Here is a 15,507-nt window from a genome sequence, read left to right as displayed (position 1 = left end):
CCACTCTGCCAGCCAGCCCCGGGCCAGCCATCACCAACCCTCACAGCCTCGAAACCACCCACCGAAGACCACGCCGAAATCTCTCTCGAACTATCTCCGAAAAGTGTCCACATCCCGGTCGAACAAGGGGTTCTGAGCATCCCACTGTCGGTGGCCAGTGCTTGGCTAGACCTATGAGCGAAGCACAGCACCACCCCGGTTCCGGGGACGAGTTCGAGGAGTCGTACGACTCCCCGGACCAGGTGCTGGCCGCGCTGCACTCCCACCACCAGGTCGTGAATACAGCGGAGGTCGCCAAGCTGAGACTCGCGGTCCGGTGGGCGGTCATGCACCCCGTCGAGTCCATCACCCATGGCGCCGCGACAGTCGAGGGCACCGAAGGCGAGCTCGCGATCGCCGGGCCGGGGGCGCCGCTGGTCGCGGAGTTCTGCGTCGCCGACCTCGCACTGGCTCTGGGGATGTCGACCGACGCCGGACGGACGTACCTCGGCGACGCCCTCGAGCTCCGGTACCGGCTCCCCAAACTCTGGGCAGTGGTGACCACCGGGCGGGTGCCGGTGTGGAGAGCCCGCAAGATCGCACACGCCACCAAGAGCCTGTGCCCCGAGGCCGCCGCCTACGTCGACACCCACCTCGCACACCAGGCGCACCGGTGCTCGTTCGCCCAGATCGACCGCGCCGTCGCCGACGCCCTGCGGCTGTTCGACCCGGCCGAGGCCGACAAGCGCCGCCGGGAAGCCGCCGACGCCCGCCACTTCGACATCGACACCAATCAGGTCTCCTTCGACGGCACCGTGCACGTCGACGCCGACCTCGACCTGGCTGACGCGCTCGACCTCAACGACGCCATCACCACCGGCGCCGCCCAGCTGGGCCGCCTGGGCTGCGACGAGTCCCTCGACGTACGCCGCTCCCTGGCCGCCGGCGCCCTCGCCCGCCGCGACCTCACCCTCGACCTCCAGACCGACCAGGACACGGATCGACCCGCACCGCCCGTCCGCAAGCGGGAGCTGATGATCTACCTCCACCTCTCCGACCGTGCCGTGGATGGTGCGGTCGCCGGGGTCGAGAACACCCGCTCCGCGATCAGCGTCGAGCAGGTCAAGGACTGGTGCGCCGGCACCAACACCCGCGTCACCATCCGCCCGGTCATCGACCTCAACGACAACCTGCACACCGACGCCTACCGGCCCACCGACGCGCAACGCGAGCAGGCGGTCCTCACCAACGCGACCTGCGTCTACCCGCACTGCAGCCGACCATCCCGGTCCGCCGACCTCGACCACGTCACCGAGCCCCAACGCGGCTGCCCCACCGACAGCGCGAACCTCGCCCCGCTATGCCGAGGACACCACCGCTACAAGACCCACGGCGGCTGGACCGTCGAACGCACCGGACCCACCACCTTCACCTGGACCAGCCGCTACGGCTACTCCTACGACTGGGACACCCGCCACACCCGACATACCCTCTGAGACCACCTCGCCGGCACCGCCGGCGGGGCTAGCGCCATGTCCGCCCCGGGCGAATCCCGGCCGACCGGGGCAACCAGCCCTCGCGACCGGGACACCTGCGGCACGATGATGCCCCGGGGGCCGGCGGAGGACGGGAGGGTGCGGCGTGGTCGACGTCGATGTCGCGCCCGGTGGACCCGGTCGGCGCGGTGCCGCGCTGGCCGTCGGGGTCGCCACGTCGATGGTGACCCTCGCCGCGCTCGTGCTCGCGGTGGTCAACGTGGGCGCGCCGGACCCGGAGTTCACCGTCCACCGCCAGTTCTTCCCGACCGACGTCCTGATCGCGATCGTCTACGCGCCGTTCGGCGTCTTCGTGCTGGTGCGCAGCGGCCACGTGATCGGCTGGGCGCTGCTGCTGGTCGGGCTGGGCTTCAGCCTGACCTCGCTCGGGATCCAGTACGCCCTGCTCGGCGTCGAGCACGGCTCCCTGCCGGCGTACGCCTGGATCGTCCAGCTCGTCATCTCCGGCTGGATCGTCGGTGTCCTGACCTGCACCCTGGTCATCCCGTGCCTGATCGGGCAGCGCGCGCCGACGGGCCTGCGCCGAGTGCTGGCACTGCTCGCCGTCCTGATCGCCGTATCAGCCGGGATCGTCCGCTACCTCATGCAGATCGAGGACGGGCCGCCGAACCCCATCACGGCCGGCACCGAACTGGCCGATGCCGCCCAGGCGTACGACGACTGGGTGATCCCGATCTACTTCCTGCTCGGCCTCGTGGCCGTCGCCGCACTCGCCGTACGGGTCCGGCGCGGAGGCGTCGACCAACGACGTCCGCTCGGCTGGGTGCTCGCCAGCGTCGCGACGACCACGTTCGCCTACCTCGCCTTCGAGCTGGGCCTGAGCCTCGGGCAGCCGATGCTCACCATCGGCGCCGGGACTCTCACCGCTGCGATGCTGATGCTGCCGGCGGCGATCTTCGTCGTCGTGCGCGGATCGTCGTGGAACCTCGATCTCGCGGTCTCGCGGGCCACCGTCGGCGCGTTGCTGACGCTCTTCGTGATCACGGCGTACGTCGTGCTCGTCTGGCTCGGCGGCCAGCTGCTGCCCGTCGGCCGTGACTCCGCCGGCCTGCTGGCCGTCGCGCTGCTGGCCGTCGGCATCATGCCGATGCGGGCCTGGCTGCAGCGCCGGGTGGAGCGGCTGGTGTTCGGGTCCACCTCGGACGCCGGCGAGCTGCTCGAGCGCCTCGGCGCCGACGTCGGCGCCGCCACCGACGAGCGCACCGTCCTCGAGGGGCTGACCGAGGCGCTGCGGCACAGCCTGCGGCTCGCTGCCGTCGTGGTCGACGCCGACGAGGGCGCCCTGACGGTGACGGTCGGCGAGCCCGGCGAGCAGCTCGTGGCTGTGGTGCTCCGCAGCCGGGGACGCCAGGTCGGCACGCTGTGGCTCGGCCCGCCGGCGGGCGAGCGGCTCGACCTACGGACGCTGCAGCTCGTGCAGCAGATCTCCGGCCTGGTCGCGAGCGCCCTTGACCTCGCGCTGGTCAACGCCGATCTCGAGCGCGCCCGCGGGCGGCTGCTCGACGTGCGGCAGGAGGAGCGCCGGCTGCTGCGCCGGGAGCTCCACGACAGTCTCGGACCGTCCCTGGCCGGGATCTCGCTCGCGCTGGCGGGCATCGACCGGACCTCGACGCTGACTCCGCCGGACTCCGACCTCCTCGCCCAGCTGCAGGAGGAGCTGACGCACCGCGCGCAGGACGTGCGCCTGATGGCGCGCGCGCTGCTCCCGCCCGCGCTCGAGGAGGGCCGTCTCGGTGAGGCGCTCGAGGCGCTGGGCCGCCGGTTCTCGAGCCCCGAGTTCTGCGTGCAGGTCGAAGCCGACAACCCCGATCTGATCGACAGCCGCCGACAGGTCGCGATCTACCACGTGGCGGCGGAGGCCGTGCTCAACGCGCACCGGCACGCCGGCGCGCGCCGGTGCTCGGTGCGGCTGGCGCGGCCGGACGAGCGTCGGCTCGTCCTCACGGTCACCGACGACGGCGACGGGGTGGTCGACGGCAGCGGCGCGGGCATCGGCCTGCGCTCGATGCGCGAGCGGTCCGTCGAGCTGGGTGGCACCCTCGAGGTCACCCCGGCGACCCCCGGCCGCGGTACGACGGTCCGGATGCTGCTGCCCTGAGGGTGGTCACGGGTGGTTGAGGTGCGAGCCGCGCTAGCGGCGAGCCTCGAAACCACCCCACAGGACTCACTCCGCCAAGAGCTCGCGGACGCGTGGGACGACCTCGGTGCCGTAGAGGCGGATCGACTCCATCCGCTGCTCGTGGGGCAGGGTGCCGACGGCGTACTTGAGCTGGAAGCGGGAGAGGCCGAGCGTGCGGATCGCCCAGGCGATCTTGTGGGCGATGGTCTCCGGCGAGCCGACGAACAGAGCACCCTGCGGTCCGGCCCCGGCCTCGAACTGGTCCGGAGTGTAGGGACCCCAGCCGCGCTCGCGGCCGATCTTCGTGAAGGCGGCGGCCTGGTGGGGATACATCTGCTCGCGGGCCAGCTCGTCGGTCGCGGCGACGTGACCCGGGCTGTGCATCGACACGGGCAGGATGCCGTGGCCGTAGTGCGCCAGCGCGCGGTGGTAGAGCTCGACGAGCGGCACGAACTGCCCGGGTGAGCCGCCGATCACCGCGACCACCAACGGCAGTCCGTACGACGCGGCACGGGCGACCGACTCGGGGGTGCCGCCGACGCCGACCCAGGCGACCAGGCCTCGCTCGGTCCGCGGGAACGCCTGGATGCCGTCGAGCGGTGGGCGGATCGTACCCTCCCAGCTGACCGGCTCCTCCCGCAGCAGCCGGGCGAACAGCTCCAGCTTCTCGGAGAACAGCACCTCGTAGTCGTCGAGCGACAGCCCGAAGAGAGGGAACGACTCGGTGAACGAGCCGCGGCCGAGGGTCACCTCGGCCCGGCCCGACGAGACGGCATCGAGGGTCGCGAACCGCTGGTAGACCCGGATCGGGTCGTCGGAGCTGAGCACGGTGACCGACGTACCGAGCCGGATCCGGGAGGTCTGTCCGGCGATCGCGGCCAGCACCACGTCCGGGGCGCTGATCGCGAAGTCGGGCCGGTGATGCTCACCGACCCCGAAGAAGTCGACTCCCACCCGGTCGGCCAGGACCGCCTCGGCGACCACCTGCCTGATCGCTTCCGGATGTCCGACCAGCGGCCCGTCCGGCCCCGTGGCGGGGTCGCGTTCGAGGTCGCCGAAGGTATCCAGACCGAAGGTCGGCGCGTCCGGGGTGCCCAGGGATTCGATGTTCACGCCACCATCCTCGTCGGTCCGGTAGGAATGAGTCATGGCAACCGGGGGTGAGCAGCGACCGTGGGACGACCCGGCGCTGGTTCGGCGACTCCTCGACGCCAACCCGGACGGCCTCTGGCTCTTCGACGACAGCGGTGTGACGAAGTGGGCCAACGCCAACATGGCGCGCCTGCTCGGCCGTGATCTCGACGAGCTGTTCGGTCTCCACGTGCACGACGTGTTCGACGAGCAGGGCCGGCGCGACTTCGACGCGCACCTCTCCGAGATGCTCGTCAGCGGCACCGGCGCCGAGAACTTCGAGGCCTACTTCGTCCGCCCGGACGGTACGGCGGCCTGGGGCCTGATCAGCTACACGCCGGTCCACGACGACGACGGCACCCGGATGGGCTGGCTGCACCGCGTCACGCCGTACACCGAGCGCAAGGAGCTGGTCGAGGCACTCGTGGAGCGCGAGCAGCAGCTCGCCACGGCCCAGCAGATCGCCCACATCGGCAGCTGGGCCTGGGACGTCCGGGCCGACCGGGTGCAGTGGTCGGACGAGATGTGCCGGATCTTCGGAGTCGCGACCGGCACGTCGCCCGACTTCGAGACCTATCTGTCGCTGCTGCACCCCGGGGACCGCGAGCATGCGAGCGCGGTGATCCAGGGCGCCGCCGAGTCCGGTGCCGGCGAGTACGAGTTCGACCACCGGGTGCTCCTCCCCGACGGCCAGGTCCGCTGGCTCCGCGGCCGCGGCGTCATCGAGCGGGCAGCGGACGGCGAGGCCGTCCGGATGAGCGGCACCACGCAGGACATCACCGACCTCCGCAACGCGGACGTGTACGCGGAGGAGTCGACCAGGCGCCTCTTCCTGCTGCAGCAGATGGCGATGGCGGCCAACCGGGCGACCAGCCTGCGCGATGCGCTGCTGATGGCGGGCGCCGGCGTCCCAGAGCACACGACCTGGGCCGCGGTCTGCGCCTACCTGTACGACGTGCCCGGCGACCAGCCCGAGGTGCTGGACCTGGGCGGCATCGGGCTCGGCGTCGCGGCCGACCCCGCGCTGGCCGAGACAGCGCGCGCGACGCATGCAGTCACCGTCGGGACGCCGTCGGTGCTGGCGGACACGCACTCGCTGGTCGCCATGCCGGTCGTGCTCGGCGACGAGGTCGTCTGCGTGGTCGAGCTGATCGCCGACGAGCTCCCGCCCGACGACAACTCCCACCAGATGATGTCGCAGATCGCCCACCAGCTCAGTGTCGTCGCGGAGCGCGAGCGCAGCGCGGGCGAGCTCGCTGAGGCGCGCGACGACGCCATGGAGGCCTCCCGGCTGAAGTCGGAGTTCCTCGCGACGATGTCGCACGAGATCCGCACGCCGATGAACGGCGTCATCGGGCTCACGGACCTGCTGATGCGCACCGACCTCGACGAGCACCAGCGGCGGCTGACCGCGAACCTCCAGAACGCCGGCATGACCCTGCTCGGCATCATCAACGACATCCTCGACCTCTCCAAGATCGAGTCCGGCAAGCTCGAGCTCGAGGCAGCGGACTTCGACGTCCGTGCGGTCTTCGACCAGGTCGCGTCCGTGCTCAGCGGTCCGGCCCACGAGAAGGGCCTCGAGCTGATCATCGCCTGCCACCCCGACGTCCCGATGCAGCTGCGCGGCGACTCCGTGCGCTTCGGCCAGGTGATCAGCAACCTCGGGTCCAACGCGGTCAAGTTCACCGACAGCGGCGAGGTCGTCATCGAGGCGCGCGTCGAGCGGCAGACCCCGCGCGAGGTGGTGCTGCGGGTCGACGTCACCGACACCGGTGTCGGCATCGAGCCGGCCTCGCGCGACCGGCTGTTCGACGCCTTCACCCAGGCCGACCCGTCGACCACCCGCCGGCACGGTGGCACCGGTCTCGGCCTCGCGATCTCCCGCCAGCTCGTCGACGCTCTCGGCGGTGAGCTCTGGGTGACCAGCGAGCCGGGCTCCGGCAGCACGTTCTCCTTCACCGCCCGGCTCGAACGGGTGGCGGGTGCCGCGGACCGGGGGTTCGACGTCCCGGTCCAGCTGCGCGGCCGCCGCATCCTGGTCGTCGACGACAACGAGACCAACCGGTTCATCCTCGAGGGCCAGCTCTCCGCCTGGCGGATGCGCGCGTACGCCGTGCCGTCCGCCGCCGAGGCGCTCGAGGCGCTGCGCGAAGGCGTCGCGATCGGCGACCCGTTCGAGGTGGCCCTGCTCGACCTGCAGATGCCCGACGTCGACGGGCTCCAGCTGGCACGCCAGGTGCGGAGCGAGCCGTCGTACGCCGGCCTGCAGCTGCTGCTGCTCAGCTCGGAGCAGGTGCCACGGCAGCAGGTCGCCGACGCCGGGATCCGCAGCAGCCTGAGCAAGCCGGTGCGCCAGGTCGAGCTGCACGACGCGCTCCTCGGCGTACTCGCCCCGCGCTCGCTCCGTGCGGCCCGCGCCCGCAGCCGAGGCGCGGATCCGGCGCTCGGCATCCGGGTGCTCGTGGTCGAGGACAACCCGGTCAACCAGATGGTCGCGACCGGACTGCTGGAGAACCTCGGCTGCACCGTCGACCTCGCCGGCGACGGCGTCGAAGCGGTCGAACGGCTGACGCGGCCGCACGAGTACGCGGTGGTGTTCATGGACTGCCGGATGCCCCGGCTCGACGGGTTCGACGCGACCCGCCAGGTCCGGGCGCAGGAGCCGCCGGGGCAGCGGGTACCGATCATCGCGATGACCGCCTCGGCGCTGGAGGGCGAGCGGGAGCGCTGCATCGAGGCCGGCATGGACGACTACCTCACGAAGCCCGTCGACGCGGGCGAGGTCGAGCGTGCCCTGCGCACCTGGGCCGACCTGCCCGCCGCTGCCGCCGTCGAGCCGCCGACGACGCGCGAGCGAGCTCCCGAGGCCGCCGCGGTGATCGGCGTCCTCGACGCCGACCGGGTGCGGATGCTCGAGGGCCTGGTGAAGGATGGGACGTCGTTCTTCGAGCGCACCGCCGCGTCGTTCATGGGCCGCGTCGGCGACCAGCTGGTCTCCATCCGGGGATCCGTGGAGCGGCAGAACGCCAACTCGCTGCTCACCTCCGCCCACCAGCTCAAGGGCAGCGCACTCAACCTGGGGCTGCCCCGGGTGGCCGCCGCCGCGGCCCGCTTGGAGGCACTCGGGACCGCCGGACGCACCGACGGCGCGGAGGCGATGCTCGACGAGCTGACCGCCGAGGTCGACGTCGCCGTCTCTGCGCTGCAGCAGGCGACGGCCAAGGGACCAGGCTCTCCCTAGACTTCGGCGGTGCCCGTGCTCCCCCGATTTGTCGAGGCCGGCCGCAGCCGACCGGTCGACCTGGTCGTCCCGGGCTCGTCGATCGACGAGGTGGTCGCGCCGTACGCCGCCGCCACCGGTCCGGGCACCGTCGCCCTCGAGTCCGGCGAAGACCGTCTGGTGGCGAGGTACGACGGGGATGCGGTGTGGCTCGAGGTCACCACCCGTGGACGCACCACCGAGCACCGGTCGCGACGGCACGCCCGGCCGGACGGCCCGGTCGACGCGGTCGGCCTCGCCCTCACCGGGACCCACGTCACCGCGCTGACCCGCCACGGCGGAGCCTGGGTCGCTCGCGCCCGGGTGGACCTGCAGCACCGGATCGACACGCGGGACGAGGCCTGGCTCACCCGCCTGACCAGCGACGCGCCGGTCGCCGGGCGCTTCGGCCAGCTCGGGCTGCGCGACATCCGGGTCGCGAGCAACGCCGACGGGACGCCGTACCGGCTCGAGGGCCGGGTCGTCCTGACCGCCACCAGCGCCGGCCCCGGCTTCTTCGACACCGCGCACACCTCGGTCTGGGCGCTCGACCCCGCGACGCTCGACCTGGAGCACCTCTCGGACCTCTTCTTCCGCCGGCCGGACGCGCCGGGTGCGTACGGCGACCACGCCACGCACCTGGTCCGCGACGGCGACGGCTGGCTGGTCGCCACCAGCACCTGGGGCGACTTCGACCGGCGTCGGCCCGGAGCGAGCGTGGGCGTCAACCTGGCCGAGGCCACCGCCGACCTGCTGACCGGTCGGCACCTGCTCGACACCCGGGCACTCTCCCTGCCGACCGAGGGGTTGCGCTCCGTCGGGGTCTGGGACCCACACCTGGTGCGCACCGACGACGGCTGGCTGGTCGGCTTCGTGAGCGCGCCGGCCTTTTTCACCTTCCACCCGGCGCTGGCGAGCGGCCCGTCGCTCGACACCCTCACCCTCCGGTCGGCGGCGACCGACCGGATCGCGACCGAGGGCACCACCCTGCTGCGCATCGGCGGCGACTGGCGGGTGCTCGCGAGCGACGGCCCGGATAGCCGGCGACGCCAGCGCCGGCGCTACCCGATCTTCGACCTGGACCTGCGTGAGACCGGCACCGTCGCGGCGCCGTACCCCACCAACATCCCGTGGCCGACCCTCCTGCCCGAGGGCGACTCCTGGCTGCTCGTCGCCTTCGACGGCACCCGGCACGGCGGTCCGATCCCGGGCTACGGCACCCATGGCGACGTGGTTTTCCTGCGCCCGGAGGCACGGACTACCGTGTGACGTGGAGCACGCGCCATCCCTGCGTGCACCTACCCGTCACCGCGCCACACCACCCCGTGGCCGACACCAGAAAGCAGGACCATCCCATGTCTGCATCCGGCTCCGTCGACGTCTTCGACCAGGGCTTCGAGCACGAGCAGGTCGTCTTCGCGAACGACCCGGCCACCGGACTCAAGGCGATCATCGCCGTCCACTCGACCGCCCTCGGCCCCGCACTCGGCGGCACCCGCTTCCACCCCTACGCCTCGACGTCCGACGCGCTGCGCGACGTCCTCAACCTCTCGCGCGGGATGTCCTACAAGGCCGCGCTCGCGGGTCTCGACCTCGGCGGCGGCAAGGCCGTGATCATCGGCGACCCGGCGAGCCTGAAGTCCGAGCCGCTGCTGCGTGCCTACGGTCGGCACGTCCAGTCGCTCGGCGGCCGCTACTACACGGCGTGCGACGTCGGCACCTTCTCGGCCGACATGGACGACATCGCGCGCGAGTGCTCGTTCGTCACCGGCCGCACCGTCGCCCACGGCGGCGCGGGCGACAGCTCGGTGCTCACGGCGTACGGCGTCTTCCAGGGCATGCGCGCCGCGGCCCAGGTCGCGTGGGGCACGACCTCGCTCGCCCGCCGCACGGTCGGCGTCGCCGGCGTCGGCAAGGTCGGGCGGCACCTGGTGCGGCACCTCGTGGAGGACGGCGCCGCGGTCGTGGTGACCGACGTCTACGCGCCGGCCCTCGAGCGGATCCGTGACGAGCACCCGACCGTGCGGGTGGTGGCGTCCGAGGCGGACCTCATCGCCTCCGAGCTCGACGTCTACGCGCCCTGCGCGATGGGCGATGCGATCACCGACGACGTCGTCGATGCCCTCTCCGCCACGATCGTCTGCGGGGCGGCCAACAACCAGCTCGCCCACCCGGGTGTCGAGAAGGCGCTCGAGGAGCGCGGGATCCTCTACGCCCCCGACTACTGCGTCAACGCCGGCGGCCTGATCCAGGTGGCCGACGAGCTGGAGGGCTTCTCGTTCGAGCGCGCCCAGCAGCGCGCCACCGGCATCTTCGACACCACGCTGCGCGTGTTCGAACTCGCCGCGTCGGAGGGCCTACCCCCCGCTATCGCCGCCGACCGGCTGGCCGAGCAGCGGATGCGGGAGGTCGGCCGACTGCGCGGGATGTGGGTCCCGCGGGGTTGAGCCGGCGCGCGGGTTTCCCCGGTCGGCCGGGGAGACCCGCGCGACACGCCGCATCGTCCCGGCGTGTCGTGCGGTTTCCCCGGTCAGCCGGGGAAACCCGTGACACGTGGGACCAGGCCCCGACGCACCCGCTGGCGCGGCTGCGTCAGTCTCGCCGAGAGTCGGAGTAGTCCGACCACTTCTCGAGCTCTTCGGGCTCTACCTGCCCGCTGTCGTCTTCGCCGCTGGAGCCGTGTAGCTCACTGGCGAGCGCACCGAAGTCCGTCTCGTGAGTGCGGTACTTCAGGTCGCGAGCGACCTTCGTCTGCTTGGCTTTCGCTCGGCCGCGCCCCATAGGGTCAGCCCCCTCGCACGCTCGGCCGGGGCACAGAGGCACCCGGGCTGGTCTCAAAGAGTTCTCGTGGTCCCAACGCTACCTGTTGCCTGGCTGTTCCTGCACATCGGTTCCAGCGATTCCGCATGGAATCACCCGAATGTCACCAGCCGGGGTGCTGACCGACCAGCTCGACGGCCCCGCCACGACCCGTCGCCGCGCCGACCTCGCCGGCGACCCAGGCCCGGACGCCGTGCTCTGCGAGCACGGCGATCGCGGCGTCCACGTCCTCGGGATCAGTCAGCGAGACCATGCCGACGCCGCAGTTGAGGGTCATCTCCAGGTCGGGCTGGGGTACGTCGCCGATCCGACGGACCAGGTCGAAGATCGGCTGCGGGGTCCATGAGGACCGATCCAGGGTGGCTGAGAGCTCGACGGGCATGACCCGCTCGAGGTTGGCGGCCAGGCCACCGCCGGTCACGTGGGACATCGCGTGCGTGCGGGTGCGGTCGGCCAGCGCGAGGCAGGCCTTGGCATAGATCCGGGTCGGCTCGAGCAGCTCCTCGCCGAGCGTGCGGCCGAGCTCGTCGTGGTGCCCCTCGAGCGCGAGGCCGGACTTCTCGAGGAGCACGTGCCGCACCAGGGAGTAGCCGTTGGAGTGCAGGCCCGACGCCTCCATGGCGATCACCACGTCACCGGGGCGGACCCGGCCGGGGCCGAGCAGCTTGTCGGCCTCGACCACGCCGGTGGTCGCGCCGGCGACGTCGTAGTCGTCCGGGCCGAGCAGTCCCGGGTGCTCCGCGGTCTCACCGCCGACGAGCGCGCACCCGGCCAGGACGCAGCCCTCGGCGATGCCCTTGACGATCGCCGCGATCTTCTCGGGTACGACGCGGCCGGTCGCGATGTAGTCGGTCATGAAGAGCGGCTCGGCGCCACAGACGACCAGGTCGTCGACGACCATGCCGACCAGGTCGAAGCCGATGGTGTCGTGAATGTCCATCGCCTGCGCGATCGCGACCTTGGTGCCCACGCCGTCGGTCGAGGTCGCCAGCAGCGGACGGGTGTAGCGCGTCAGCGCGGACGCGTCGAAGAGCCCCGCGAAACCACCGAGACCACCGATGACCTCAGGCCGACGGGACTTCTCGATCCAGCCCTTCATCAGCTCGATGGCCGTGTCGGCGGCCTGGATGTTGACGCCGGCCTCGGCGTACGCGTTGGACTCGCTCACGGGGGCTCCTGGTCAGCGTTGTTCGGAGTCAGGGGTTGTTCAGGACGGGCAGTGCCTTGCCCACCGTCGGCGACGTCAGGGTCGCCTCGAGGAGGTGCTTGCCGAGGAGGCTCTCGTCGGGCAGCTCGATCGGGTATGCGCCGGTGAAGCAGGCGGTGCACAGCGTGTCCCGCTTCTGTTTGGTCGCGTCGATCATCCCGTCGAGAGAGATGTAGCCCAAGGTGTCGGCGCCGACGCTGGCGGCGATCTCCTCGGGCGTCAGACCGTTGGCGATCAGCTCGGCGCGGGTCGCGAAGTCGATGCCGTAGAAGCACGGCCACTTCACCGGCGGGCTGGAGATCCGCACGTGCACCTCGAGGGCGCCCGCCTCGCGGAGCATCCGCACCTGGGCGCGCTGGGTGTTGCCACGGACGATCGAGTCGTCGACGACCACGATCCGCTTGCCCCGGATCATGTGCTCCAGTGCGTTGAGCTTGAGCCGGATGCCGAGCTGACGCAGGGTCTGGCTCGGCTGGATGAACGTGCGGCCGACGTACGCGTTCTTGACGAAGCCCTGGCCGAACGGGATGCCCGACTCCTCGGCGTACCCGGCGGCAGCCGGGGTGCCGGACTCGGGCACCGGGATGACGAGGTCGGCCTCGACGGGGAACTCACGGGCCAGCTGGCGACCCATCTCGACCCGCGACTCGTGGACGCTGCGGCCGCTGATGGTGGCGTCGGGACGGGCGAGGTAGACGTACTCGAAGACACAGCCCTTGCGGTCCGGCTCGGCGAACTTGTGCGAGCGCAGGCCGTTCTCGTCGATGACGATCATCTCGCCGGGCTCGACCTCGCGGACCACGCTGGCACCGATGGTGGCCAACGCCGCGTCCTCGGATGCGACGACCCATCCCCGGTCGAGGCGGCCGAGCACGAGCGGACGGATGCCCTGTGGGTCGCGGGCGGCGTACAGCGTGTTCTCGTTCATCCAGACGAAGCAGAACGCCCCCTGGAGCAGGGGCAGTACCTCGAGCGCTCGCTGCTCCAGCGAGGTGTCGGGGTGGTGGGCGAGCAGCGCAGTGACCAGGCTGGTGTCGTTGGTCGAGGTCTCCTGCGGGCGCGTGTGCAGCTCGAGCTCGTCGTCGGGGCCGGGGAGGTCCACGACCATCTGGGCGAGCTCGGCGGTGTTGATCAGGTTGCCGTTGTGGCCGAGGGCGATGGAGCCGTCGGCGGTCGGCCGGAACGTCGGTTGCGCGTTCTGCCAGGTGCTCGCGCCGGTCGTCGAGTAGCGGCTGTGGCCGATCGCGAGGTGGCCCTTGAGCGAGGCCAGCGTGGTCTCGTCGAAGACCTGTGAGACCAGACCCATGTCCTTGTAGACCAGGATCTGGCGGCCGTTGCTGACGGCGATGCCCGCCGACTCCTGGCCACGGTGCTGGAGGGCGTAGAGCCCGAAGTACGTCAGCTTGGCGACGTCCTCGCCCGGCGCCCAGACACCGAAGACGCCACACGCGTCCTGGGGACCCTGGTCGTGCGGGTCGAGCGCCGCGGTCAGCCTGCCGTCGCCACCCTTGCGGGGGCTGTGTTGGAAGGGCACGCTCCGAGTCTAGGGCCGCCCGTTCATACCACCCAGTCCGGGGCGCGCGCATACCATGACGTCGACCACTCGAAGAAGACGAGGAACCATGCCCCGGGACACCCCGGCGGAGCCGACCCGCCAGCGCGCCCGCCTGTCGGACGCTGCGTCGCGCGACGCTCTCCAGCTGATCGCCGAGGGCGTCACCCAGCTCGCGGGATTCGGGATCGCGGCCATCAGTGTGGTGCGCGGGGACGGCAACCTCGAGTCGGTGGCGATCGCGGGCAACGAACAGGCCCGCGCCGAGCTGGAGGGCACCCGTGCGCCGGTCGACCGCCTCCTCCAGGAGCTGGCGAACGCCGACGACTGGGGCCTGCTGCGGTTCGTCCCGCACGAGCGGCTCGACTCGTCGACCGGGGACACCTGGGGCTGGATCCCCGACATCGAGCCGATCGAGGGCCCCGATGCCTGGCACCCGCTCGACCTGCTGATCGCGCCGTTGTACGACGACGGCGGGGTGCTGCGCGGCAGCCTCGCCATGGACCTGCCCCTCGACGGCAAGCGGCCGAGCCTGGCGCAGCGCGCCCTGCTCAACCAGTACGCCGAGCAGGCCGGTCGAGCCGTGGTGATCGCCCTCGAGCGTGAGGAGCTCGCCGAGCGGGTGAGAATGGCGGAGGCGGCTCGCCGGATCGTCCGGCGCGCGAGCGCCCAGCTCAGCCTCGACCGCATCTTCGCCGACTGCCAGGACGCCCTCATCGAGGGGTTCAGCGCCGCCGGGATGTGGATCCAGACGTTCGGCCGCGATGACGCGGACACCGGGCACATCTACTCCTCCGACGGCGCCGAGGTGAGTCTCGACGACCACCTTGTCGAGATCGCGGAGGCCACCGCGGTCCTGGCATGGCAGCAGCAACAGGCGGTCGTCATCGCGCCGGACCGCCCGGTCGACCCGCTCAGCGAGCAGGAGGGGCGAGCCGTCCTCGACTTCCTCCGGTCGATCGAGGTCGAGTCGCTGCTCTTCATCCCGCTCGGCGCCGGCCCGGAGTGCCTCGGCAACCTGGTGCTGACGCGCGAGACCGGGGCATCGGGCTGGACCGAGGCAGAGGCCACGGCGGCCCTCGACATCGGCCACGACCTGGGCCGCGCCATCCTCAACGCGCGCACGTTCGAGCGGGAGCACCGGCTGGTCGTCGAGCTCCAGGAGCTCGACGCCTACAAGGGCCAGCTGATCGCCACCGTCGCCCACGAGCTCAAGAACCCGCTCTCGTCCGTGCTGGGGCATCTCGAGATGCTCGAGACCTCGACGGGCCTCTCGGACCGGGTGACCGGCTCGCTCGCCGCGATGGAGCGCGGAGCCCAGCGGATGGTGAAGGTGATCGACGACCTGCTGCTGCTCTCGAAGGTCGGCGACCCGGACAACCCTGTCATCGCCAGCCCGGTCGACCTGAGCCAGGTCGTCGAGGACGTGATCGACCTGGTCGGGCTGTCGGCCCAGCAGAAGCGGATCGAGCTGCACGTCGAGCTGCCCGAGCAGCCGGTCTTCGCCCTCGGCGACTCCGACGAGCTGGACCGGGTGTGCGCCAACCTGATCAGCAACGCGGTCAAGTACACCCCCGAGGGCGGCGACGTGACGGTCCGTCTCGAGCTCGTCGGCGACGACGTCGTGCTCAGCTGCCAGGACGAGGGGATCGGGATGTCCGCGGAAGACGTCGCCCAGCTCGGCACGGAGTTCTTCCGCTCGTCGAACCCGCTGGCCCTCGCCCAGCCGGGCACCGGCCTGGGCCTGGCGATCGTGCGGCGCATCGTGGAGCGGCACGACGGGCGGCTGGACATCGAGTCCGAGCTCGGCCGCGGCAGCACGTTCGAGGTCCACCTGCCGGCCGCCTGAGCCCGCAATCATGGGCAACTGGCGGCGGCCGG

At 71.6% G+C, this 15,507-nt stretch carries 10 protein-coding genes; 6 read left to right on the top strand and 4 right to left on the bottom strand.

Annotation, left to right across the window (positions count from 1 at the left end):
* Positions 1–173 precede the first annotated feature (173 nt).
* Both ABEA33_RS24030 and ABEA33_RS24025 read left to right on the top strand, forming a co-directional pair.
* Entirely contained in the window at positions 174–1,475 is a 1,302-nt protein-coding gene (locus ABEA33_RS24030) for an HNH endonuclease signature motif containing protein (RefSeq protein ID WP_345529632.1), read from the top strand.
* A 145-nt stretch (positions 1,476–1,620) separates the two neighbouring features.
* A complete protein-coding gene (locus tag ABEA33_RS24025) occupies positions 1,621–3,633 on the top strand; it encodes a sensor histidine kinase (protein ID WP_345529631.1) in 2,013 nt (670 codons plus the stop codon).
* Positions 3,634–3,699: 66 nt separating this feature from the next.
* Here ABEA33_RS24025 and ABEA33_RS24020 read toward each other — a convergent pair whose 3' ends face one another.
* Entirely contained in the window at positions 3,700–4,767 is a 1,068-nt protein-coding gene (locus ABEA33_RS24020) for an LLM class flavin-dependent oxidoreductase (RefSeq protein ID WP_345529630.1), read from the bottom strand.
* 34 nt (positions 4,768–4,801) lie between these two features.
* Here ABEA33_RS24020 and ABEA33_RS24015 point away from each other — a divergent pair, with 34 nt between their 5' ends.
* The 3 genes from ABEA33_RS24015 (at position 4,802) to ABEA33_RS24005 (ending at position 10,494) form a co-directional block, all read left to right on the top strand.
* Positions 4,802–8,029, top strand: a complete 3,228-nt coding sequence (locus tag ABEA33_RS24015; protein ID WP_345529628.1) for a response regulator — start codon at positions 4,802–4,804, stop codon at positions 8,027–8,029.
* A 9-nt stretch (positions 8,030–8,038) separates the two neighbouring features.
* Positions 8,039–9,316 carry a hypothetical protein gene (locus tag ABEA33_RS24010; protein WP_345529627.1) on the top strand — a complete coding sequence of 426 codons (1,278 nt, stop codon included), beginning with the start codon at positions 8,039–8,041 and terminating at the stop codon, positions 9,314–9,316.
* 86 nt (positions 9,317–9,402) lie between these two features.
* Complete coding sequence (locus ABEA33_RS24005) at positions 9,403–10,494, top strand: Glu/Leu/Phe/Val family dehydrogenase (protein ID WP_345529626.1); 1,092 nt, start codon at positions 9,403–9,405, stop codon at positions 10,492–10,494.
* 145 nt (positions 10,495–10,639) lie between these two features.
* On the opposite strand, the gene ABEA33_RS24000 is transcribed toward ABEA33_RS24005, so the two are convergent.
* From ABEA33_RS24000 to purF, 3 genes are all read right to left on the bottom strand, one after another.
* Entirely contained in the window at positions 10,640–10,828 is a 189-nt protein-coding gene (locus ABEA33_RS24000) for a DUF3073 domain-containing protein (RefSeq protein WP_345529625.1), read from the bottom strand.
* Between the two features lie 142 nt (positions 10,829–10,970).
* Positions 10,971–12,035 carry a phosphoribosylformylglycinamidine cyclo-ligase gene (gene purM / locus ABEA33_RS23995; RefSeq protein WP_345529623.1) on the bottom strand — a complete coding sequence of 355 codons (1,065 nt, stop codon included), beginning with the start codon at positions 12,033–12,035 and terminating at the stop codon, positions 10,971–10,973.
* A 28-nt stretch (positions 12,036–12,063) separates the two neighbouring features.
* Entirely contained in the window at positions 12,064–13,608 is a 1,545-nt protein-coding gene (purF, locus tag ABEA33_RS23990; protein WP_345529622.1) for an amidophosphoribosyltransferase, read from the bottom strand.
* Between the two features lie 88 nt (positions 13,609–13,696).
* Here purF and ABEA33_RS23985 point away from each other — a divergent pair, with 88 nt between their 5' ends.
* A complete protein-coding gene (locus ABEA33_RS23985) occupies positions 13,697–15,475 on the top strand; it encodes a sensor histidine kinase (protein WP_345529621.1) in 1,779 nt (592 codons plus the stop codon).
* The last annotated feature ends 32 nt before the right edge of the window (positions 15,476–15,507 follow it).

Source organism: Nocardioides endophyticus (assembly GCF_039543845.1).
Lineage (GTDB): Bacteria > Actinomycetota > Actinomycetes > Propionibacteriales > Nocardioidaceae > Nocardioides > Nocardioides endophyticus.
Note: the sequence above shows the minus strand (reverse complement) of the source record. Positions and strands in the feature narration are given on the sequence as shown.